The sequence below is a fragment of the Pseudomonas sp. M5A4_2d genome (assembly GCF_053345295.1).
This window is the reverse complement of sequence record NZ_JBKEZW010000011.1, coordinates 134,612-156,148: the sequence shown is the minus strand read 5'-3', so window position 1 is coordinate 156,148 and position 21,537 is coordinate 134,612. Positions and strand designations below refer to the sequence as shown.

Here is a 21,537-nt window from a genome sequence, read left to right as displayed (position 1 = left end):
TGGTGCCGCCATCGCGGGCAAGCCCGCTCCCACAGTAGGAATAGATTCCCCTGTGGGAGCCGGGCTTGCCCGCGATGAAGGCCTGACAGACTCCCCATGAACACCTGAAGGAATCCCTGCGCATGAGCGACTCCGGCCGCGCCGATGCCCTGTTAGCCGACCTGCCACGGGACGGCCGTGGCCGGCTCAAAGTCTTCCTCGGCGCCGCGCCGGGTGTGGGCAAGACCTACGCCATGCTTCAGGCCGCCCACACCCAACTGCGCCAGGGCGTGCGCCTGGTCGCCGGGGTGGTTGAAACCCATGGCCGCGCCGAGACCGAAGCGTTGCTCAGCGGCCTGCCGCAACAAGCGTTGCTGCGCAGTGAATACCGTGGCGTGATGCTCGAAGAAATGGACCTCGACGGCCTGCTCGCCGCCAAGCCCAAACTGGTGCTGGTCGACGAACTGGCCCACAGCAACGCCCCCGGCAGCCGCCATGAAAAGCGTTGGCAAGACATCCAGGAACTGCTCGCCGCCGGCATCAACGTGTTCACCACGGTCAACGTCCAGCACCTGGAAAGCCTCAACGATCAGGTGCGCGGCATCACCGGCGTACAAGTGCGCGAAACCCTGCCGGACTGGGTGCTGCAAGAAGCAGACGAACTGTTGCTGATCGACCTGCCATCGCGCGAGCTGCTCGAGCGCCTGCGCGACGGCAAGGTGTATGTACCGGAACAGGCCCGCGCGGCCATCGACGCGTTTTTCACCCAGACCAATCTCATGGCGTTGCGTGAGTTGGCCATGCAGACCGCCGCCGCCCACGTCGATGACGATTTGGCCCAGGGTTATCGCCAACTCGGCCAGGCCGCGCCGGCGGTACGTGGCCGCTTGCTGGTCGGGATTGATGGCGATGCGCAGGCCGAACGCCTGGTGCGTCACGCCAGCCGTGTCGCCCAGCGTCGGCATTTGCCGTGGAGCCTGGTGCATATCGATAACGGCCGTGCGCGGGATGAACAATCGCGCCTGCGCTTGCAAAACGCGCAGCAACTCGCCGAGCGGCTTGGCGGGGAAGTGGTACTGCTGCGGGCGGGGGAGGTGGCGAAGACACTGATCCAGCATGCCGCCGAACGCCGCGCCAGCCTGTTATTGGTGGGGCAGTCGCGTATGCGCTGGCGGCGTCGCTTGTTTGGCGGCGGGCTGGCGGCGCGTTTGCTGCGAAATGCGCGTGGCTTGGAAATCAACGTCCTCGACAGCGACGACATGCCCGCGCCCCCGCGCATGCCGGATGTGCGTGGGTTGGTGTGGTTCGACTACGGCCTGGCGGTGGTGGCGACCGTGGTGGCGGCCGCGGTGGCCTGGGCGGTGGCCAGCGTGCTGCCGCTGCCGAATATCTCTCTGGTATTTCTCGCGGCGGTATTGCTGGTCGGCGTGCGCAGCAGCCTCGGGCCGTCCCTGGTGTGTGCGGCGCTGTCGTTCCTGACGTACGACTTTCTGTTTATCCCGCCGAATTTTTCCTTTGCCATTCAGCGTGAAGAGGATGTGTTGACCCTGCTGTTCTTCCTGCTGATGGCCGCGTTGACCGGCAACCTGGCCGCGCGCCAGCGTCGGCAGTTGCAAGCCCTGCGCGATACCCAGGAAGAAACCAGCGAGTTGCTCGACCTGTCGCGCAAACTCACCGCCGCTACCGATCGTCAGGCGGTGATCAGCGCGGCAGCGCATCATCTGGAAGGTTGGAGCGATCTGGATCTATGCCTGGTTAACCGCGACGGTCAGGGCGGCTGGAAGGTCGAGACGGGCGCTGCGTTGAACCTCACCGAATCTGAACGCGCCGCCGCCGATTGGGCCTGGCAGCATGATCAGCCGGCTGGCATGGGTACCGGCACGTTGCCGTTTGGGCGTTGGTGGTGGTGGCCGCTGTCGGGTGAGGAGGGGCCATTGGGCTTGCTCGGTGTGAGCCCCAAACCGGGCCTGGAATTAAGCGGCCAACGTCGTCGTCTGCTGACGGCACTGAGCCAACCGCTGGCTCAGGCCTTGGCACGCGCGCAATTGGCGCAGGAGCTGGAGTCCGCGCGCCTGCACGGCGAAACCGAGCAACTGCGCAGCGCCTTGCTGGCCTCGGTGTCCCACGATTTGCGCACACCGTTGACGTCCATGCGCGGCAGCATCGACAGTCTGTTGGCCCTCGGCGAGGCCATTCCTTTGGAAGATCGCCGCGAATTGCTCGAAGGCACTCGCGATGAAGCCGAGCGCCTAGACCGCTATATCCAGAACCTGTTGGACATGACGCGCCTGGGCCACGGCGCCCTGAAGCTGGCGCGTGACTGGGTTTCGCCCGGCGATATTGTCGGCAGTGCGCTTGGCCGTTTGCGCGCGGTGCTGGCGCCCTTGCAGGTGAAAACCGACGTGCCGGCGGAGTTGCCGTTGCTGTATGTGCACGCCGCGTTGATCGAGCAAGCGCTGGTCAATGTGCTGGAAAACGCCGCGCGTTTCTCTCCGCCCCAGGGACGTTTGGACGTGACTGCTGGTGTGTCGGACAACCAGCTGTTTTTTGCGGTGGCCGATGAGGGCCCCGGAATTCCCGAAGACGAGCGCGCCAAGATTTTCGATATGTTCTACACCGCCGCCCGCGGTGATCGTGGCGGGCAGGGCACGGGCCTCGGCCTGGCGATCTGTCAGGGCATGGTCGGCGCCCACGGCGGCCGTATCAGCGTCGCCGAGGGCATTGAAGGGCGGGGCACCTGCATCACTTTGTTCCTGCCATTGCCGACACAGCCTGGCCTGGAACGCGAGCCTTGAGCTACCCTCTTTTCTCCACGGATTTTGATTGGACACCATGAGCCAGACCGCGACGATTTTAGTCATTGATGACGAACCGCAGATCCGCAAATTCTTGCGGATCAGCCTGGCCTCCCAGGGCTACAAGGTGATCGAGGCCGGCACCGGCAACGAAGGCCTGGCCCAAGCGGCATTGAGCAAACCAGATTTGCTGGTGCTCGACCTTGGCTTGCCCGACATGGACGGCCAACAAGTGTTGCGCGAGTTTCGTGAGTGGTCGACAGTGCCGGTGTTGGTGCTGTCGGTGCGCGCCAGTGAAGTGCAGAAAGTCGAAGCCCTCGATAGCGGCGCCAATGACTACGTGACCAAACCCTTCGGGATCCAGGAGTTTCTCGCCCGCGTGCGTGCATTGCTGCGTCAGGCCCCGGCGGGAGAAGCCCAGGAAGCCGCCTTGAGTTTCGGCCCGTTGACGGTGGACCTGGCTTATCGCCGCGTGCTGCTGGACGGCGTCGAAGTGGCGCTGACCCGCAAGGAGTATGCGGTGCTGGCGCAATTGGCGCGGCATCCCGGGCGGGTGATTACCCAGCAGCAACTGCTCAAGGATATCTGGGGGCCGACCCACACCGAAGACAGCCACTATCTGCGCATCGTCGTCGGCCACTTGCGCCAGAAGCTGGCGGACGACCCGACTCAGCCGCGGTTTATCGTGACCGAGGCGGGTGTGGGGTATCGGTTGTTAAATGCCTGAGTTGAGCGGCGCCTGAACTGGCCCCTTCGCGAGCAAGCCCGCTCCCCCATTCGATCGAGCTCCACCTGTGGAATGCGGACAAATGTGGGAGCGGGCTTGCTCGCGAAGGGGCCATCAGCCACACCCTCTCTTTCAACCCTGCTCACTCTCATACTTGTCCAACGTATCCCTGGCGATTTCCCGCCCCAAAGCGATCAACTCCGGCGCCTTGTAGAACTCGAAAAACCGGCACACGCGCTTCGGCACGTTGATCAGCACATCCGGCGGGTAGCCGGCGATCTTGTACTGCGCCAGCGACGTTTGCATCACCTCGAAGCTCTGGTTGATCAGGTCCAGCAGCGACGCCGGGCCAACGTTGTCGATGATGAACGAGCCGGTCGCCGATTTTGGTGCCCCGGCTTTTTCCGGCGCGGCGGCGGGTTGCTGGGATTCGGGCTCTGCCGATTCCAGCCATGGGTTGATCTCTGCCGTCTGGGCTTGCAATGCCTCCTGCTCCAGCTTCATTAATTGTTCGGCTTGTTTACGTCGAAACGGCAGGTGTGAACCCAATGACTTGGCCAAGCTGTTGAAGCGGCTCTTGAACGCGGGCGGGCGCTGGATCACCGGCAATTGGTAGTGTTTTTGGTTGGTGGCGTTGAGGTTGACGGCGATGATCAAGTCGCAATGGCTCGACACCACCGGCACAATCGGCAGCGGGTTGAGCAAGCCGCCGTCCACCAGCATGCGGTTACCTTGCATCACCGGCGTGAACAGGCTGGGAATCGCCGCCGAAGCGCGCATGGCCTGGTGCAGGCAGCCTTCCTGGAACCAGATTTCCTGTTGGTTGGTCAGGTCCGTGGCAACGGCGGTGTAGGGAATGCGCAGCTCTTCGATATTGATCTCGCCGACAATCTTGCGGATTTGCCCGAAGACTTTCTCGCCGCGGATCGCGCCCAGCCGAAAACTCACGTCCACCAGGCGCAGCACGTCCAGGTAGTCGAGGCTCTCGATCCAGTTTCGGTACTCATCGAGCTTGCCGGCGGCATAGATCCCGCCCACCACCGCCCCCATCGAGCAACCGGCGATACAGGCGATGTCGTAGCCGCGCCGTTCGATTTCCTCGATCACACCGATATGGGCGTAACCCCGGGCGCCGCCGGAGCCCAGTACCAAGGCAACACGTTTCTTCATGACCTGATCCTTCGTAAAACAGTTGCCCACAATGCACCCATCAAGGTCAGTGCTTCAATCCTCGTCGACACACGCAATAATTTTCCGGAATAGTCGGGGCGCTCGGGTATGCTCTGGCTATCGTCACTTTTGGTTTCAGGTGCCCGTACAAGGCACTTTTCCTTGTAGGCAACGTCTACACCGTACGACTGTTTTTCTTTATTTGAGGTGTCATTGATGAAAGCCTGGATGTGTGTGCCTGTGATCGTGTTGGCCCTGGCCGGTTGTGCCGGGAAAACCGCGTACCGCGACAGTTGTGGCACGCAATTGGACGCGGCGTGGCATGAGTTGGATTTGGCCAAGGCTGAAGGTTTTGCCGGGACTGTGAGCTACTCTAAGGCTTTGTCATTGTTGACGGGCGCCAAGACCCAACAGCAATTCGAAGCGTTTGAAGGGTGCTCCAACAAGGCCGAGAAAGCGCGGTTCTATATCCGTGAGTCGCGCGCCGGGCGTTAACCCGTAAGCGGCAAGCAGGGTCTTAATGGTCAAGGGAGGAAGGGATGTCAGCTTTGGTTGATCAGTTAGTCGCTCAGGTCATTGGCCTGGAAGTAGGGTTACTGAGCTGCCAGGCTCGCCTCGCCGCCGTCACCGACGATGAAGCCTTGCACGACCTGCGCACCACCGTGCGGCGCCTGCGCAGTTTGTTGCGGCCTTTGCGTGGCCTGCCGGGTGTCGAACAGCTTGAATTGGCCGCCGGCACGGTCGGCCAAATGACCACGCCGCTGCGTGACCGAGAGGTCCTGGCGGCGTATCTTCACCAGCACGGTCATCACGCGGCTGCCGACCGACGCCTGCGCCTGCAACCCGATGCCTACCGCCACGTGGCGCAAAGCCCGGAACTGGCGCACCTGCTGCTGATCCTTGATGCCTTCCCACGTTTTATCCGCGCCTCCCAGCACCAGAAGCTGCTCAAAGGCCTGCGCCCGAGCATCGAAAAGCGGCTGGGCAAGCAATGGCACGCACTCGATAAAGCCCTGAAAGACCCAAGCCATGATCGCCATCGCCTGCGGTTGCTGATCAAGCGCGTACGCTACGCAGCCGAGGCCTACCCCGAGCTGGACAAACTCCCGGCCAAAGCGATGTCGCGCCTCAAGCAAGCCCAAGGCGCCCTGGGTGATTGGCACGATTGCTGGCAGTGGTTGGCCCAGGCCGAACATCAGCCCGACTTGCAGCCGTGTGTCGCAGTGTGGCATCGCACCATGGCCACGGCTGAAGGGCAGGCGGATCGGGTGCTCGACAAACTCAGTACGGATTGTTTCTAGGCGGGTCCGGTTTTTGGCCGGAATGGGCGCTGTACCTTGCCAGCCCGGTGGTTAAGATTCCCCCATCGGTTTTCTTGATGTGAGGTCGCCATGCGCTTTAGTGATTTGCTCGACGCCGCCCGTAACAATCCGCTGGATGTGACTATCCCCGCCGAATGGGCCCAGGGTCGCGCGACCTTTGGTGGCCTTGTCGCCGCCTTGCAATACGAAGCCTTGCGCGCTCAAGTGCCGGCCGATCGCCCTTTACGCTCACTGGCCGTGACCTTTGTCGGTCCGGTCGCGCCGCAGGTGCCTGCCAGTTATCACGTTGAAGTCCTGCGCGAAGGCAAGGCCGTGAGTCAGCTGCTCGGCCGTGTGGTGCAGAATGGTGAGGTTGCAACGCTGGTACAGGCCAGCTTTGGCGCGGCACGCGAGTCGCAGATTGATGTGGCGAGTGAGCCCCCACCGACGTTCAAGCACTGGGATGAATGCCAGGAGTTGCCCTACATCAAGGGCGTCACCCCCGAATTCATGCGGCACCTGGCAATGCGCTGGAGTGTCGGCGGCCTGCCGTTTACCGGTAATAAATCCCGCGACATGGGCGGCTGGGTGCGTTTGCGCGGCGACGTGAAGGAAGAGCCCCTTACCGAGTCGCACATCCTCGCCCTGGTCGATGCCTGGCCACCGGCCTTGCTGCCACACCTGTCCGCACCGGCGCCCGGCAGCACGCTGACCTGGACCATCGAATTTATCCAGCCGCTTCAAGACCTGACCACCCTCGACTGGTGCCAGTATTACGTCAACATCGAGCACGCCCGCGACGGCTACGGCCATGCCGCCGCTGCACTCTGGAGCCCGACCGGCGATTTGATCGCCATCAGCCGCCAGACCGTGGTGGTCTTCGCCTGAGCCTCAGAACCGCTGGCTACCCTGAGCTTCCAGCTTGCGCCCGTGGCGTTGCAGCGCAACGCCGGCCAACACACCGATAACGCCGACGGCAAAACTGGCCAGGCTGAGGCTGAATACACCGGAGGCCATCGACAGAAAACCGATGATCAGCAGCGGTACGGCAATCAACTGCAGCCCCAGGTTGGTCGGGTGCTGAAGGCTTTGTGGCTGATTGCGCCATTGCCAGGCGGGGAAGTTAGGATGACGTTTGCCCATGATGGTTAATCCTCTGTCCGTTGAAACAACATGGACAAAGTTTAGGTCGCAGGCGGGTGGGGCGGCGAATCAAGACTCGCTATGGGGGCCATAGCCAGCTTTGTTCAGCTACAACTTCAACTGCCCGATCGCCTTGCTCAACTCTCCGGCCAGCGTCGCCAGTTCATTGCTGGTAGTGGCCGAGCCCACCGTCTGCTGCACCGTGTTCTCCGTCACATCACGAATGCTCACCACTGCGCGGTTCATCTCTTCGGCGACATGGCTTTGCTGTTCGGCGGCGACGGCAATCTGGGTGTTACTTTCGCGCATCTGCGCCACGGCACCGGTGATTTCGGCGAGCGCCGCGCCGGCTTCCTGGGCCTGTTGCACGCAGTCGTCGGCCTTGAGTGAGCTTTCCTGCATGAAGTCCACGGCGTCGCGGGTGCCGGATTGCAGGGCTGACACCATGCGCGTGATTTCGTCTGTGGAGGTTTGCACGCGTTTGGCCAGGTTGCGCACTTCATCGGCGACCACAGCAAAACCACGGCCCATTTCCCCGGCACGGGCGGCTTCGATGGCGGCGTTGAGGGCGAGCAGGTTGGTCTGTTCGGCGATGCTATGGATCACGCTGACTACGCCGTTGATTTTCTGGCTGTCTTCGGCGAGTTTCTGGATCATTTCGGCGGTCTGTTGAACGCCGGTGGACAGCCCGGCAATTGAACGCTGTACGCGGTCGACCACTTCCCGGCCGCTGCCCGCCAGGGTGTCGGCGGTCTGTGACAGGTCGCGCGTGGCGCCGGCGTGTTGGGCGATATGGTAGACGGTGGCGGTCATCTCGTTGATCGCGGTGGCGGCCTGGTCGGTTTCGCTTTGCTGGCCGAGCATGCCGTGTTGCACCTCGTTCATGCTGCTGGCCAGGCGTGCGGCGCCTTCATCGAGCTGCCGGGCGGTGCGCGCCACGGTGTTGACCACCCGCTGGTAGCCGGCTTGCATGGCGTTGAACGCACTGGCCATTTGGCCGACTTCATCTGTGCAGGCCAGGGGCACGCGGGCCGACAAATCGCCGGTCTTCTCGACGTGCAGCATCACGTCCTTGAGGGTATTGAGTTGGCTGAGCAGGAAGCGGATCAGCAACTGCGAGGCGCCGAGCATCGCCAGCATCAGGATCAGCACGGCCACGGCGTAGTTGGCGAAGCGTTCGGCGAATACCTGGCTCAGGCTCTGCCCATAGGCCAGCACGGCGATCCGTCGCCCATCGGCGCGTGCAATGACTTCAGCGCCGATCAGCGGGTTTTCACCCAGCAAGGGCAGGTGATTCAGCTCGACCCAGCCACTGGCTGTGCTCAGGGCTGACAGGTCCTGATCGGCCAACTGCGGGATTTGGCCACGGGCAAACGTCAACCAATGTTCGCCCTCAGGCAGCGCCTTGTCGGCCGGCCAGGTGCCGAGCAATCGCGCCTGCGCCTGGGCCGAGGCTTGGGACGCCGCGTTGCGTGCCTGTTGTTCGAGCTGCACGGCGTACAGCACCAGCAGCAATGTGGTGATGAAAGCGACCGCGTTGACCGCCCAGAATTTGTATTTCAGCGAGATATTGCTAAGCCAGGCACCCATGGAAGGTTTTCTCTGATAGCGGAAACAGTATTGGCAAGGTGCCATTATTGTGCCGCTACTCAGGTGATCGGTTTTGACATGGGTCAATGCGCCGCATCAACCGATGTGGGGCAAGCCAAAAAATGCGCGCGAGCACGCGCTGCTGTGCTCGGCCAGGTCTTCGATGGTTTCGTTGCGGTGCAGGGCGACTTCACGCAGCACTTCAGGCAAGTAGGCCGGTTCATTGCGGCCATTTTTCGGCTTGGGGCGCAGGGTGCGCGGCAGCAGGTAGGGCGCATCGCTTTCGAGCATCAGACGGCCCCGGGGAATTTCCCTGACCAGCGGATGCAGGTGAGCCCCACGGCGTTCGTCGCAGATCCAACCGGTGATGCCGATGTGCAAGTCGAGGTCGAGGTAGCTGAACAACGCGTGTTGTTCGCCGGTAAAGCAATGCACCACGGCAGCCGTCAGGTGGTCGCGGTAGCCCTTGAGAATTTCCAGCAGGCGCTGGTTGGCGTCGCGCTCGTGGAGAAACACTGGCAACTTCAGCTCGACGGCCAGCGCCAGGTGTTCTTCGAGGACTTTTTCCTGCTGGGGCCGCGGGGAAAAATCCCGGTTGAAATCCAGCCCGCATTCACCCACCGCACGCACGCGGTTTTCGCTGAGTAGTGCGCGCAAGCGCTGAGCGCTGTCGCCGTTCCAGTCACTGGCCGAGTGCGGGTGGATGCCGGCGGTGCTGAACAGACGTTGGCCGCTTTGATCAAGTTTTACGCACAGTTCCAGGGCCTGTTCGCTGCCGTCGACACTGGTGCCGGTGAGCACCAATTGTTCCACGCCGGCGGCATAGGCGCGGTCGAGAACGGCCTGGTGCCTCTCGTCGAAACAGGGGTTGGTCAGGTTGACGCCGATATCAATGAGTTGCATGGTGCTATCTCCGCCTGCGGCCGGAAAGCATATCAGAGCTGTAGATTTATAAGAAAAACTAAGAACTACAACGAGTTATAGCTGTCTTTGAACGTCGCAAGCGACATTGTGGTGGGTAACACACCTTCTACCATGCCGCCGTTGCGTGCCTTGCCAGCGCATATAGCGCTCTGTTTCTGACCTCCAGCCCTTCGCCTTTCGCGAAGAGGCTGGCCAGTATTCTTTCCGGAGAGCGGATGATCCGACCCTCGGCGTTGCTTGTGTTGTGCCTGACGTTACTGCTGCCCATGGCGGCGGTCGCACGTCTGGATGGGCCGCTGGAAGTGACCAAGCCCGGCAAGGTACGTGACCTGGCGCAAATTCGCTCCAGCCGCACCCTGCGTGTGTTGGTCAACCAGAGCCGCAACAGTTCCGGTGAGGTCCAGGGCCAGGCCATCGGTGTCGAATACCATCGCCTGCGGGCCTTCGAGCAATACCTGAACGGCCACGCCCGTGACGGCGAAGAAATCAACCTCAAGATTATTCCCAAGGCCAAGGATCAACTGCTCGGCGCGCTGGCGCGTGGCGAAGGTGACCTGGTGGCGCCGGGTGAATTGCTCGATGTGAAGGCCGCGCATAAAATCAGCACCAGCGACCCGATTGCCAGCGATGTGCCGTTGTGGCTGGTGGGCGTCAAGGGCGAGCGGCGGTTTACCAAGCTGGAGCAACTGTCCGGGCGTACCCTGGCGCTGACCACCGGCAGTGCGGCGGCGGACGCGATTAACCAGGTCAACCAGAAACTGGCCCTGCACAAGCAGCCGCCGGTGAAGGTGGAGTGGGTCGACCCGACATTGGCCGTGGAAGATGTATTGGAGATGGTCCAGGCCGGCATCTTCCACCTCACCATTGTCGAAAAACCGATTGCCGAGCGTTGGTCGAAAATCCTGCCCAAGTTGCGCTTTGATCGGCAGGTGGTAATCAGCGAGCCGGGCGATGAGTACTGGTTCGTGCGCCAGGATGCCTCGATGCTACGGGCCAGTATTGATCGGTTCCTCAAGTCCTATCGCACGCCCTCCGACCAGGACGTGGCGTTCCAGCGTATCTACCGACGCCTCTATCAAGTGCGTAACCCCCTGGCACGCGCCGATCGCCAGCGTCTGGAAAAGCTGCGTCCGGTCCTGCAAAAACACGCCCGTGAGCAGGGCATGGACTGGTTGAACCTGGCAGCACTGGCATTCAAGGAGTCGGCCTTTGACCCCGGCGCGCGCAGCAGCGGCGGACCTACCGGCCTGATGCAGATCACGCCCTCCGCGGCGCAGCGGGTGGGCGTCAATAATATCGAGAGCCTCGACAGCAACGTGCAGGCTGGCGCGCGCTACCTGGCGATGATTCGCCGCAAATTCTTTGCCAGCCCAAAACTGAACGAGCGTGAACGCATGGCCTTTGTGCTGGCGGCTTACAACATGGGGCCGGAGCGTGTGCAGGGCATGCGTGCGGAGGCACGCCGCCGGGGGCTGAACCCCAATCAGTGGTTCTTCCAGGTTGAACGTATTGCCATGGAGCAGGTGGGAATGGGTGGCGTCAGCTATGTTAATAGCGTGAACAAGTACTACTTGGCGTTTGATCGGGAGCGCGGATCCCTGGAACCGTCGACGCCGAAGATCGCCTCGCGAAAATAATCGTTTTTATCGATAAGTATTAGGCATTTTTTCGGCTTTTATCATTGTTTAATTCGATTAATATGGCGGCCAACCAACCCCTACTTTGAAAAGGATTATCTGCATGAGCCCACTGATCAACCGCATCCTGTCCACCCGCGCCGGTTACGGCCTGACCATCCTGCGAATTTTCGTCGGTATCATTTTCGCGGCACACGGCTCGCAAAAACTTTTTGGCTGGTTTGGTGGCTACGGCCTGGCGGGTACTGCGCAGTATATGGAAAGCCTCGGCCTGACACCGGGTACCTTGATGGCGGTGCTGTCAGGCGGTACGGAGTTCTTCGCCGGGCTGGCATTGATCATCGGTTTGCTGGCGCGCCCGGCCGCATTGGGCCTGACCTTCCTGTCGCTGGTGGCGATTTTCTCGGTGCACATCCACAATGGGCTGTTCATGGCCAATAACGGTTATGAGTTTGCATTGGCCTTGCTCGGCGGCGCGCTGGCGGTCTTGCTGGAAGGCGCTGGCAAACTGTCAGTCGACCGTGCCATCGCCAACTGATACCCACGTCGCACCTTGAAAAAGCCCGCCATGAGCGGGCTTTTTCGTTGCTCGCGATTCTTGACACCGCCCCATCGGCTTCTCTAGGATGCTGTTCATGCGCCGATTTAAACAGCTAATTGCGGGGCGCCACTGGGACTCATTGCAGCCCGACAGAAGCCTGCGCTTATTGCGCGCCAGGCTTCGAAATACCGCTAAAGCGCTGGTTCGGTGTTGCCTCTCACCTGCCCGCAGACTTTTGAGGCAGAGACACGACACGATGAATGCACTACGCCCCCTCATACGCCTGGCCCCGATCACTGCGGGTCTGACTCAACGTAATCCGAGAATTCTGCTGGGCGGCAAGCACCAGCCAACGCTGTTGCGTTATCTGGACGGTTGGCCGCGTCGCACGGGGCGGCCTTCGGCCTTCCTGATCCAGTTTGTGGAAGATGGCGACTCACTGGCCCGCTTTGCCAGCAACAGCTTTGATCTTGCGGTTATTCAGGCGCCAAATGCCGGCGATGCCGACGAGGTGATTCGCCAACTGACTCGTATTGCCCGGCAAGGCTTGATTGCGCGTCGTTAAGGCGTCAGTGGAAGGCTTTAGCAACGACTGCTCGCCGCCGCCGGTGGTACACAAAAACTGCCCAGGCGATCAAGCATAACGGCAGCGGTACCGCGCCGATCATCAGCAGTTTCAGGTTTCGTTCCATGCGATGCACCGAGGCGTAAGCCTGGGCCTTGAGTGCTTGCAACTCCATGGGCAGTCGCAGGCGCTCCTTGTTGAGCGCTTGCAACTGGGTATTGGTATCCACCGCTTGGGTGCCGAAATCTATTCTCGGCGGGTTCAATCGTTGCCACTCCTGTTCGGTTTGCTCAAGCCGTTTTTGCAGTTCTCCCGCCTTTTGCGTATAGGCCTGTGCGGCGGCTTCGCGCATTTGTTCCAGTGCCTGGGGGGCATCGCTCGCCATCGCACGGGGTTGAATGCTCGCGAGAATGTCGGGGGCAGCCAGGTTATCCAATGTATTCAAGACAAACAGCACGTTGTTGTTGGGCGCCGAACTGATGACGGAATCCATCAGCAAATCCGTGTCGGCGACCACCACCACCTGGATGTGTGCGGCTTTTTGCAAACCAGGGGGCTGTCCACTGACACCCTCTGGAAATGCGGAGTAGGCAGGGCCCTCGATGCGGGCCGCTATCACCTGGCGTTGTCCGGGAGTCGTCCAGTCGATGAGTGAGTCGAATGCAGGCGCCGCTGCGACCCGGTCAGTGTCCATTAATGCGGACTGCCTGGAGCTTTGCAGCAGAGGCGTCAGCGTCGTACGGCCTTTCCTGACGCGCGAAAGTGCGCCGCTGCTTGAGACGACGACAGCATTCAGTTTCCAGGTGCTCACATCGTTGGCTGTCATCGCTTGCCGTGGCAGGTTCAACCTGGCTGCGAGGCGTAATGCCGGCGCCTCAGGGCTGAGTGAAGACGATAGGGTATAGAGATGATCGACCAGTAGTTTGTCCGTCGGCATCTGTATGCCCCACGCGGCAAGTAGCCCGTCGAGCCGGGAGTCCGCCGATGGCGTTTTCCCATCCAACGCGCTCACGGGATCAATGAAGATCATCAGTTTGCCGCCCCTCAATACAAACTGTTCAATCGCATACAAGGTGTGTTCGGGCAGTGCGCGCGGGTGCACGACCATCAGCGTTCCGATCGATTCAGGCACCTTGGAGGTGCTTGATGCCAGGCTAACAAGGTTGAAATATTGATGCATCTGCGCCATCACTCGGCCGGCAGACTCATTCAGCGCCAGCCCCGTCAGCACGCCAATGGTGGGCGGTTCGGGGTGCATCAACTTGTAGATCAGGTGGCTGATTTCATATTCAAGCAGTGGCTCGTCATCGCGGCTGAATACATCGATACGTTGTGCAGTCTGGCCGGCACGGGTACCGATAAGGCCCATGAAACCCTGCTTGTCATCCAGGCCGAATAAGCCGGCTTTGTAGGCATCTTCTGAATAAGGTGCCGGATCAATAACGTGCAGGTTAATCATGCCCTTTGACGCTTTTTCGAACTCATTGAGCAAGTCTTCGACGCGTTCACCGTAGCGCTTTAATGCCTGGCTTCTGTTTGGATCATGGCTTGAGTTGAAGTAATACAAATCCAGCGGATGTTCCAGTGTCGCGAGCAAGTGTCGCGCCGAGGGCGACAAAGTGTGTTTTTTTTGCTGTGAAAAGTCCCAGCGCACCTCAGGCAGGTTATTTACCCAGGCCAGATTAAACGCGAGGAACAGTAACAGTATGACCAACAGTGTCATGCCCGTACTAAGAACGGATCGCATACGTTGCTTCCCTTCTCAACTGGTTTTGCAGTTGAGTGTGACCGTCGTTGCCGAGAGAAAGGCAAGGATCATGCTGATGAAGTACAAACTGTCACGAAGTGTCAGTTTGCCATTGTCGATCGTCTCGAAACGCGAGATGGGGTCAAGCGCGATCAAACTGTCTACCACCCAGATGGGCGCCTGATGTTCGAGTGCATCCAGGACAGAAGAAAGTCCGCTGGCCGTCAGCAATAAACCCAACGTCACCAAGAAAATAACCAGGCGTTGGCGCGTGAATGTGCAAATAAAACTACCGACAGACAGATAGCTTCCCGCCAGTAACCAACTGGCCAGAAATTGTGAGCTGATAACAAGGTTGTCGGCAGTGCCGAGACAGTTGGCGAGGATCACTATAGGAAACGTGAGCATCAACGCGATACCACACACGACCCACGCGGCCAGAAATTTTCCCATTACGCGTTCTGCTGACGTAATGGGCAGTGTTTTCATCATGTCGCGCAGGCCCGTGGTGCGTTCGTCCGCCCACAGGTGTGTCGATAACATTGGAATCAGCAGCAGATAGAGCCAGGGGTGCAACTGGAAAAATACGTGCAAGTCGCCGCTGTCCCGTTCCATCCACGGGCTCGTATACAACCCCAGCGTAGCGCACAGCACCAGGAAAGCAGCAACACTCAGGTAGGTGCTTGGCGTGCAGGCGTAACTGGCAAGTTGACGCTTGAAAATAACGGGCAGCAGCTTCAAAGGGATACCTCGTGGCTAAGGCGGTGAACAACGTCGTTCAGGCGCCCTGGTTCCAGGCTCAGTGACGTGATATTCCAGCCGCGGCTGGCGATAAGTGCGTTTATAGGGGGGTAGATGGTGTGCCCCGGCATGGCGAGAACAGTCACGGTGCCTGGCGTGTGCCGGTCCTCCTCTATGCCAGCGACGCCGGGTAATACGGCAAGGGCCAGTAAATCCAGAGGCGTTTGCGCGGCCAGCGTGACGGCTTGGTAATGCCGGGAGTTGCGCTGCAAATCGGGCAGCGGGGTGTCGGCCACAAGATGGCCGTCTGCGATAACCAGCGCGCGCGTGCAGAGATTGGAAAGGTCATCGCAATGACGGGAGGCGATGATGACCGTCATTTCTTCGGCCAGGGACTGGATAAGTGTCTTGAACTTGAGCAATTGATCCGGCGCCAGCCCCTCGATCGGTTCATCCAGCAAGAGCAGGTCGGGTGTATGCAGGATCGCTTGGGCGATGGCTACTTTGCGCTTCAAACCGATGGAAAGCGTGGCGAGTGGGGCGTTGAGCACGCGGGACAATTCCAGGCGCATGGCTGCTCGATCTACCCGGCTGCGTTTTTCAGCGCCGCTGAAACCTCGCACGTCAGCGATGAAATTGAGCAGGCCTTTGACCGACATCGACTGATGGCTGAGGCCGCCCTGGAGTTGATAGCCCAGGGCTTTTCGGGCTTGAAGTGGGTGCGATTGAGTGTCGAACCCTTGGACAGTGATATGCCCGGCAGAGGGTTTTATTACGCCGGATATCAGGTTCAGCAGTGTGGTTTTGCCTGCGCCATGCTTCCCGAACAGGCCTATGCATTCCTGGCGTTCGGCGCAAAACGAGAGTTGGGTAATGACGTTTCTTTTGCCCAGGTGCTTTGTCAGGCTGCTTATCTCGAGCATTTGTTTACCGAATAAGTTTTGCGAGGCGTATGAGCATGTGCCCGTCATGAACGGTTGAGCGCCAAGAAGGTTACGTTTAAACATTGGACTTGGGAACGTGGGGACATGTTTATCAGATAAGTCCTACGTCAGATTGGATAACTTGCTGAAACAATTGCGTTGTTTCGAGCTTATTAATGGCCGGATGTTTATCTGGCGTTTATATAAGGTTTACTCTTTCGCAATGAGGCCTGAATAGCATGATGCTTCTACGTACCCTTGTTCTTGAACGCAGCGGCCAGGACGCACCGGTCAACGGTGCATTGCTTTGCGGGTTTGCCGTAGCGCAGACCGACTCCAACTTTCTTGTCTATAGCCTGGATGAAGAGATCGAACCCGGTAATTCGAGGGTCTATATCGCGGCGTTACGCAAGAAACTCGATCGGTATTTCCTGGGCGGTGTGGAGTCCAAGGAAGACCTGCAAGTTGCCATGCAAGTCTTTAAGCAAATCCTGATGATGGCGGCAGCTTCGGGCACTAAGACGGGCGCGGTTATCGAGTCTTCGATCCCGTTTCATTTCATTGATTTGAAAGGCTGCAAGTTGCCACCTGCCAGGCCTGAGGATCATCATTCAATGATGATCAAGAAAGCCTTGGTCATGAAGGTCATTACCTTGGGCATGTCCGCGCCCACATTGCCTGTGATCGAAAGTGCTTCATTGATCGTGCCGTCCATTCGCTTCTCGTCGCAGATGGTTTCGCCACCCCGAACCACGACTCCACCCAAGGCCGCCGAGCAGCCTGTTTCCGAGCCCGTCGTGCCACAACCCCCAGACTCTCCCGTTGCGACAACGCAGGCGCCGGAGCCGGCCGAGCCCAGTGCGCCACCGGCTCGGCTTGAGCCCCGAGAACCGGCGCCGCACAAACTCCCTGCCAAGATGGAACATGCATCAATGGTTGAGGTGGACAGCACGCTGACCAGCCTCGCCAAGGTCGCCCAAGAGCTGGCACAACAGAAACTCGCCGTTATCGAACGCGAAGAAATACTGGAGCAGTGGCAGGCTCGACTGGAGCAAGAGCAAAGCGCGTTGGATAAAAAGGGTGTTGAGTTGGAGCAGCACGCCACGCAGTTGCAGAACCAGACATTGGAGTTTGGCCTGAAGGCTGAGAAGTTGGCGCTGGCGCTATCGCAGGTGTCGGGGATGCGTGAGCGTCTGCAGGGTGTGCTCCTTGAGCTGGATCACGCCTTGGATGGCCAGGGTTGAACCGATGGGTTCTCTGGTCTGGCTACTTTTCAGGGTTCATTTATTATCAACCCCAGCCAGCCGACGCCAAGGCATGATGCCGTGGCGTATCGGCACCATTGGACATTGTCTGGGGATGCAAGCGTTTGAGTACCAAGCTGATTACCAAAGAAGGTCATGAAGCGCTGAAAAAAGAGCTGGATTACCTGTGGCGTGAAAAACGTCCGGATACCACCCGCAAGGTGACCTGGGCGGCTTCCCTCGGAGATCGCAGCGAGAACGCGGATTACCAATACAACAAGAAACTGCTGCGTGAGATTGATCGGCGCGTGCGCTACTTGCGCAAGCGTCTGGAAGACATGCGGGTGGTGGAGTACATGCCTGAGCAGGAAGGCAAGGTGTTCTTCGGCGCTTGGGTCGATATCGAAAATGAGCAGGGAGAGACCAAGCGTTTTCGAATCGTCGGCTATGACGAAATCTATGAGCGCATGGATTACATCTCCATCGACTCACCCATGGCCCGGGCGCTGTTGCGCAAGGAAGTCGACGATGAGGCTATCGTGCAGACACCGAATGGTGAGGTGTGCTGGTGGATTACCGGTATCGAGTATGTGAAGTAGACGATGGCCGGCACGCGATTTCGCGTGCTGGCCATCGGTCGTTTCAGCCTTCGCGCAGTACGGTCAACGGGCTGGCATTCAGCGCGCGGCGCGTACCCAATACACCGGCACCGCCGATCAGCACGGCACCTATCACTGGCAGCAGCAGCAGCCACGCATGTGGATGCCATACCAGGTCGAAGGCGTAGCGGTACAGCACCCATGTCACCAGTTCCGTGCCCAGGGCCGCTAGCAGGCCACTGACCGCGCCCAGCAAGCCGAACTCGATCCGCCGAGCCTTGACCAGCAACCTGCGCTCGGCGCCCAGTGCACGCAACAGCGCACCTTGGCGAATTCGCTCATCCAGCGTGGCCTGCAGGCCCGAAAACAACACGGCCATCCCGGCAGCCAACACAAACAGCAATACGTACTCCACCGCCAGGGTCACTTGGGCGAGAATGCTGCGCAACTGCTCCAGCAAGGCTTCGACCTGCAATATCGTGACTGCCGGGAATGCTCGGGACAGGTCGACGATCTGCTGGTCGTGCCCAGGCGCCAGGTAGAAGCTGGTCAGGTAGGTGGCGGGCAGGTCCTTCAACGTGCCCGGCTGGAAGATCATGAAGAAGTTGGGCTGGAAGTTATCCCAGTTGATGGTCCGCAGGCTGGTGACCCGCGCTTCGCGATTCTCCCCACCGATGGTGAACACCAGGTGATCGTTCAGCTTGAGCTTCAGGCTTTCGGCGACCTTGGCTTCTACCGACACCCCAGGGATTTCATCGCCCGGTTGCTGCGACCACCAGGAACCTGCGGTCAGGACGTTGCCCGGCGGCAGGTCGGCCGCCCAGGTCAAGCTCAAGTCGCGCTGCACGGCACGGTCACCGCTGGAGTCTTTGCTGACGATTTGCTGCACGGGTTCGCCATTGATGCTGATCAACCGGCCCGGCACCACCGGATACAGCGGCGCCGCTTGCGCCTGCAGGTCCAGCAGGCGCGCGCCAAAGGCGTCCTTGTCGGCCGGCAGGATATTCAGGGCGAAATAGTTGGGGGCGTCCTTGGGCAGCTGGTTTTGCCAAGTGTCGAGCAGTTCACCGCGCAGCAGGGCGATCAAGCCCATGGACAACAGGATTAGCCCAAACGCCAGGGACTGACCGGCCGCCGCCAGTGGGTGACGCAGCAATTGGCCCAAGCCCAGGCGCCAGGGCAGGGAGGCGCGCGCCAATAGCCGTCGCAAGCTTTGCAGCAACAACAAGAGCAGGCCGCCGAGGATCAGCGCCGCCATCACGCCGCCGCCCAGCAACGCAAAGGTCAGCACCAGATCGAGGCTCAGGCGCCACATGATCAGGCCGAGGGCGAACAGTGCGGCGCCGTACACCATCCAGGTGCTGGAAGGTATCGGCAGCATGTCACGGCGCAATACCCGCAGCGGTGGCACGCGGCCCAGCGCCGCCAACGGCGGCAGGGCGAAGCCGGCGAGGGCAACCAGCCCGGTGCCGATGCCTGCAACTGCCGGCAGCAGACCGCCGGGCGGCACGTCGGCCGGCAACAGGTCGTGCAGGAAATAGAACAGGCCAAATTGCGCCAGCCAACCGAGCACGGCACCGGTCAGGCTCGCCAATAGGCCCAGTACGCACAGTTGCAGGCTGAACAACACCATCGTTTCGCGGCGTGACAACCCGAGGCAGCGCAGCAGTGCACTGGCGTCGAAACGTCGGCTGGCAAACCGGTTGGCCGACAGCGCCACGGCCACGCCGGCCAGCAGTACCGCCACCAGGCTGGCCATGTTCAAGTAACGTTCGGCCTTGCCCAGGGCGCCGCCGATCTGCTGGTTGCCGTCTCGCGAATCCTGCAGGCGCTGGTTGGCGGCAAGGCCTGGCTTGACCAGGTCGCGATAGGTTTGCAGCGCCGTGCTGCCTTGGGGGGCACGCCACAGTTCGCGGTAGCTTACGCGGCTGCCGGGCTGCACCACACCGGTCGCGTCCAGGTCCGAAAGGTTGATCATCACCCGAGGCGTGAGGCTGTAGAAGTTGCCGGCGCGGTCGGGTTCGTAGGTCAGGATGCGAGCCAGTCGCAGGGTTTTCATACCCACGTCGATGCTGTCGCCGACCTTCAGGTTCAGCGCCGTCAACAGCCGTGCCTCCACCCAGGCTTCGCCGGGTTTTGGGCCGCCTCCCGGGGTTTCGGCACCGAAGGGCTCTGTCGCGCTTTTCAGCTCGCCACGCAACGGGTACTGCTCGTTGACCGCCTTGATACTGGAGAGCTGGATGCCGTTATCCGTGGCGATAACACTGGAGAATTCGACGATGCGCGCGTGATCCAGGCCCAGTTCGGTCCCGGATCTGATTTGTTCGGGACGTGCCGGCGAGCTGCCTTCGAGCACCAGGTCGGCACCGAGGAACTCGGTGGCACGCAACAGCATGGCGCCATTGAGGCGTGCGCCGAAGTAGCCGATGGCCGTGCTGGCCGTCACCGCCACCAGCAAGGCGAAAAACAACACGCGCAATTCGCCGGCGCGGGCGTCACGCAGTAATTGGCGCATGGCGAGGCTGAACAGGCGCAACAGCGGCATACGTGCCATCAAGGCTCCAGGGGCGCGACCATCAGGCCGGCTTCAAGGCGGATCAGGCGTCGGCAACGGTGGGCCAGGCGCTCGTCGTGGGTGACCAGCACCAAGGTCGTGCCGCTCTCTTTATTGAGCTCGAACAACAGGTCGCTGATGCGCTCGCCGGTGTGGCTGTCGAGGTTGCCGGTAGGCTCATCGGCAAACAGCACCTCCGGCTCGGCGGCAAAGGCCCGGGCGATGGCGACCCGCTGTTGCTCGCCACCGGAAAGCTGGCGTGGCGAGTGGGTCAGCCGTTGGCCCAGGCCGACGCGCTCCAGCAGGTACCTGGCGCGTTCCCGGGCGTCTTTGCGACCGTCGAGTTCCAGCGGCAGCATGACGTTTTCCAGGGCGTTGAGGCTGTCGAGCAGCTGAAACGATTGAAAAACGAAACCCACGTGCTCGGCACGAATGCGCGCGCGCTGGTCTTCGTCGAGGGTGCTCAAGGCTTGGCCGGCGAGGGTGACTTCACCGCTGCTGGGCAGGTCGAGGCCGGCCAGCAGGCCGAGGAGGGTGGATTTGCCGGAACCGGAACTGCCGACGATCGCCAGGCTATCGCCCTTGTTCAGTTCCAGGCTCAGTTCGTGCAGGATAGTCAGTTCACCTTCCGCGCTGGGAACCACTTTGCTAAGGTTTCGCGCGGTGAGAATGCTTGCGCCCATGGAGAATCCGATGCGAATGTGGTTTTTGAGTGCTGGCCTGGCCTTGATGTGCATGGCCCAGAACGCAGCGGCGGGTACAGTCCTGATCGTTGGGGATAGTATCAGTGCCGGTTTCGGACTGGATACCAGCAAAGGGTGGGTAGCGTTGTTGGGACAACGGCTCAAGAGCGAAGGTTTCGACGATAAAGTGGTTAATGCCTCCATCAGCGGCGACACCAGTGCCGGAGGCCTGGCGCGGCTGCCGGCGGCGCTTGCAGAGCATAAGCCAGATGTCGTGATCCTCGAGTTGGGCGGCAATGACGGTCTGCGCGGCCAGCCGCCCGCGCAATTGAAACAAAATCTTGCGTCGATGATTGACCAGTCCAAGGCCGGTGGTGCCAAGGTGCTGCTGTTGGGCATGCAGTTGCCACCTAATTACGGGCCGAAATACACCACGGCATTTGCCGAGGTGTACGGGGCCTTGGCCAAGGAGAAAAGTGTCCCATTGGTGCCGTTTTTTCTCGAGGGAATCGGCGGTCACCCGGAACTGATGCAGGCGGATCAGCTTCACCCAGCGGTCGGCGCCCAGGGCAAGTTGCTGGAAAATGTCTGGCCGACGCTAAAACCGCTGCTATGACGCTTTTCTAGCGGCAGGCTTTCGGCTAAGGTGGCGCCCCCCCGATCTGGAGCCCCCG

19 protein-coding genes and 1 pseudogene are annotated in these 21,537 nt (G+C 60.6%); 11 read left to right on the top strand and 9 right to left on the bottom strand.

The features are described 5' to 3' along the window. The first annotated feature begins 122 nt into the window (after positions 1 to 122). A complete protein-coding gene (locus ACLBW8_RS23965) occupies positions 123 to 2,774 on the top strand; it encodes a sensor histidine kinase (RefSeq protein WP_064451511.1) in 2,652 nt (883 codons plus the stop codon). 37 nt (positions 2,775 to 2,811) lie between these two features. After that, positions 2,812 to 3,501, top strand: coding sequence for a response regulator (locus ACLBW8_RS23960; protein WP_053255124.1), 690 nt, complete (start codon positions 2,812 to 2,814; stop codon positions 3,499 to 3,501). A gap of 132 nt (positions 3,502 to 3,633) precedes the next feature. On the opposite strand, the gene ACLBW8_RS23955 is transcribed toward ACLBW8_RS23960, so the two are convergent. Then, a complete protein-coding gene (locus ACLBW8_RS23955; RefSeq protein WP_053255125.1) occupies positions 3,634 to 4,671 on the bottom strand; it encodes a patatin-like phospholipase family protein in 1,038 nt (345 codons plus the stop codon). Positions 4,672 to 4,887: 216 nt separating this feature from the next. Between ACLBW8_RS23955 and ACLBW8_RS23950 the strand changes: the two genes are divergently transcribed. The 3 genes from ACLBW8_RS23950 (at position 4,888) to ACLBW8_RS23940 (ending at position 6,860) form a co-directional block, all read left to right on the top strand. After that, positions 4,888 to 5,166: a hypothetical protein gene (locus tag ACLBW8_RS23950; protein WP_010176194.1), complete on the top strand. Its 279-nt coding sequence runs from the start codon at positions 4,888 to 4,890 to the stop codon at positions 5,164 to 5,166. Between the two features lie 44 nt (positions 5,167 to 5,210). Then, the gene (locus ACLBW8_RS23945) at positions 5,211 to 5,972 is read left to right on the top strand and encodes a CHAD domain-containing protein (RefSeq protein WP_447806461.1); all 762 of its coding nucleotides are present in this window, start codon (positions 5,211 to 5,213) and stop codon (positions 5,970 to 5,972) included. A 90-nt stretch (positions 5,973 to 6,062) separates the two neighbouring features. Beyond that, entirely contained in the window at positions 6,063 to 6,860 is a 798-nt protein-coding gene (locus ACLBW8_RS23940; RefSeq protein WP_064451513.1) for an acyl-CoA thioesterase, read from the top strand. 6 nt (positions 6,861 to 6,866) lie between these two features. Here ACLBW8_RS23940 and ACLBW8_RS23935 read toward each other — a convergent pair. The 3 genes and pseudogenes from ACLBW8_RS23935 to ACLBW8_RS23925 all read right to left on the bottom strand — a co-directional run. After that, positions 6,867 to 7,115, bottom strand: a pseudogene (locus tag ACLBW8_RS23935) (terminase); the annotation flags it as partial. A gap of 108 nt (positions 7,116 to 7,223) precedes the next feature. Continuing rightward, positions 7,224 to 8,705: a methyl-accepting chemotaxis protein gene (locus tag ACLBW8_RS23930; RefSeq protein ID WP_447806460.1), complete on the bottom strand. Its 1,482-nt coding sequence runs from the start codon at positions 8,703 to 8,705 to the stop codon at positions 7,224 to 7,226. A gap of 96 nt (positions 8,706 to 8,801) precedes the next feature. Continuing rightward, the gene (locus tag ACLBW8_RS23925; RefSeq protein WP_447806459.1) at positions 8,802 to 9,608 is read right to left on the bottom strand and encodes a TatD family hydrolase; all 807 of its coding nucleotides are present in this window, start codon (positions 9,606 to 9,608) and stop codon (positions 8,802 to 8,804) included. 236 nt (positions 9,609 to 9,844) lie between these two features. On the opposite strand from ACLBW8_RS23925, the gene ACLBW8_RS23920 reads away from it, so the two are divergent. From ACLBW8_RS23920 to ACLBW8_RS23910, 3 genes are all read left to right on the top strand, one after another. Then, the gene (locus tag ACLBW8_RS23920) at positions 9,845 to 11,266 is read left to right on the top strand and encodes an MltF family protein (protein ID WP_259762869.1); all 1,422 of its coding nucleotides are present in this window, start codon (positions 9,845 to 9,847) and stop codon (positions 11,264 to 11,266) included. A gap of 103 nt (positions 11,267 to 11,369) precedes the next feature. Beyond that, on the top strand, positions 11,370 to 11,804 hold the full coding sequence (locus tag ACLBW8_RS23915; protein WP_064451517.1) for a DoxX family protein: 435 nt from the start codon (positions 11,370 to 11,372) through the stop codon (positions 11,802 to 11,804). A gap of 259 nt (positions 11,805 to 12,063) precedes the next feature. Next, positions 12,064 to 12,372, top strand: a complete 309-nt coding sequence (locus ACLBW8_RS23910) for a class I SAM-dependent methyltransferase (RefSeq protein ID WP_447806458.1) — start codon at positions 12,064 to 12,066, stop codon at positions 12,370 to 12,372. Between the two features lie 4 nt (positions 12,373 to 12,376). Here ACLBW8_RS23910 and ACLBW8_RS23905 read toward each other — a convergent pair whose 3' ends face one another. The 3 genes from ACLBW8_RS23905 to ACLBW8_RS23895 are packed head-to-tail and all read right to left on the bottom strand — an operon-like array spanning position 12,377 to position 15,783. Continuing rightward, positions 12,377 to 14,119 carry a Gldg family protein gene (locus tag ACLBW8_RS23905; RefSeq protein WP_447806457.1) on the bottom strand — a complete coding sequence of 581 codons (1,743 nt, stop codon included), beginning with the start codon at positions 14,117 to 14,119 and terminating at the stop codon, positions 12,377 to 12,379. A gap of 15 nt (positions 14,120 to 14,134) precedes the next feature. Next, complete coding sequence (locus tag ACLBW8_RS23900; protein WP_447806456.1) at positions 14,135 to 14,860, bottom strand: ABC transporter permease; 726 nt, start codon at positions 14,858 to 14,860, stop codon at positions 14,135 to 14,137. Beyond that, the gene (locus ACLBW8_RS23895; protein ID WP_447806455.1) at positions 14,857 to 15,783 is read right to left on the bottom strand and encodes an ABC transporter ATP-binding protein; all 927 of its coding nucleotides are present in this window, start codon (positions 15,781 to 15,783) and stop codon (positions 14,857 to 14,859) included. Before ACLBW8_RS23895 ends, ACLBW8_RS23900 begins: the two co-directional genes overlap by 4 nt. A 239-nt stretch (positions 15,784 to 16,022) precedes the next feature. On the opposite strand from ACLBW8_RS23895, the gene ACLBW8_RS23890 reads away from it, so the two are divergent. Together ACLBW8_RS23890 and greB are read left to right on the top strand one after the other, a co-directional pair. Continuing rightward, the gene (locus tag ACLBW8_RS23890; protein WP_447806454.1) at positions 16,023 to 17,027 is read left to right on the top strand and encodes a hypothetical protein; all 1,005 of its coding nucleotides are present in this window, start codon (positions 16,023 to 16,025) and stop codon (positions 17,025 to 17,027) included. A 125-nt stretch (positions 17,028 to 17,152) separates the two neighbouring features. Beyond that, positions 17,153 to 17,626 carry a transcription elongation factor GreB gene (gene greB, locus ACLBW8_RS23885; RefSeq protein WP_064451523.1) on the top strand — a complete coding sequence of 158 codons (474 nt, stop codon included), beginning with the start codon at positions 17,153 to 17,155 and terminating at the stop codon, positions 17,624 to 17,626. 43 nt (positions 17,627 to 17,669) lie between these two features. On the opposite strand, the gene ACLBW8_RS23880 is transcribed toward greB, so the two are convergent. Together ACLBW8_RS23880 and ACLBW8_RS23875 are read right to left on the bottom strand one after the other, a co-directional pair. Next, complete coding sequence (locus ACLBW8_RS23880; protein WP_447806453.1) at positions 17,670 to 20,180, bottom strand: ABC transporter permease; 2,511 nt, start codon at positions 20,178 to 20,180, stop codon at positions 17,670 to 17,672. Further along, a complete protein-coding gene (locus tag ACLBW8_RS23875; RefSeq protein ID WP_064451525.1) occupies positions 20,180 to 20,863 on the bottom strand; it encodes an ABC transporter ATP-binding protein in 684 nt (227 codons plus the stop codon). Before ACLBW8_RS23875 ends, ACLBW8_RS23880 begins: the two co-directional genes overlap by 1 nt. A 10-nt stretch (positions 20,864 to 20,873) precedes the next feature. On the opposite strand from ACLBW8_RS23875, the gene ACLBW8_RS23870 reads away from it, so the two are divergent. Further along, the gene (locus ACLBW8_RS23870) at positions 20,874 to 21,479 is read left to right on the top strand and encodes an arylesterase (protein WP_064451526.1); all 606 of its coding nucleotides are present in this window, start codon (positions 20,874 to 20,876) and stop codon (positions 21,477 to 21,479) included. Positions 21,480 to 21,537 lie beyond the last annotated feature (58 nt).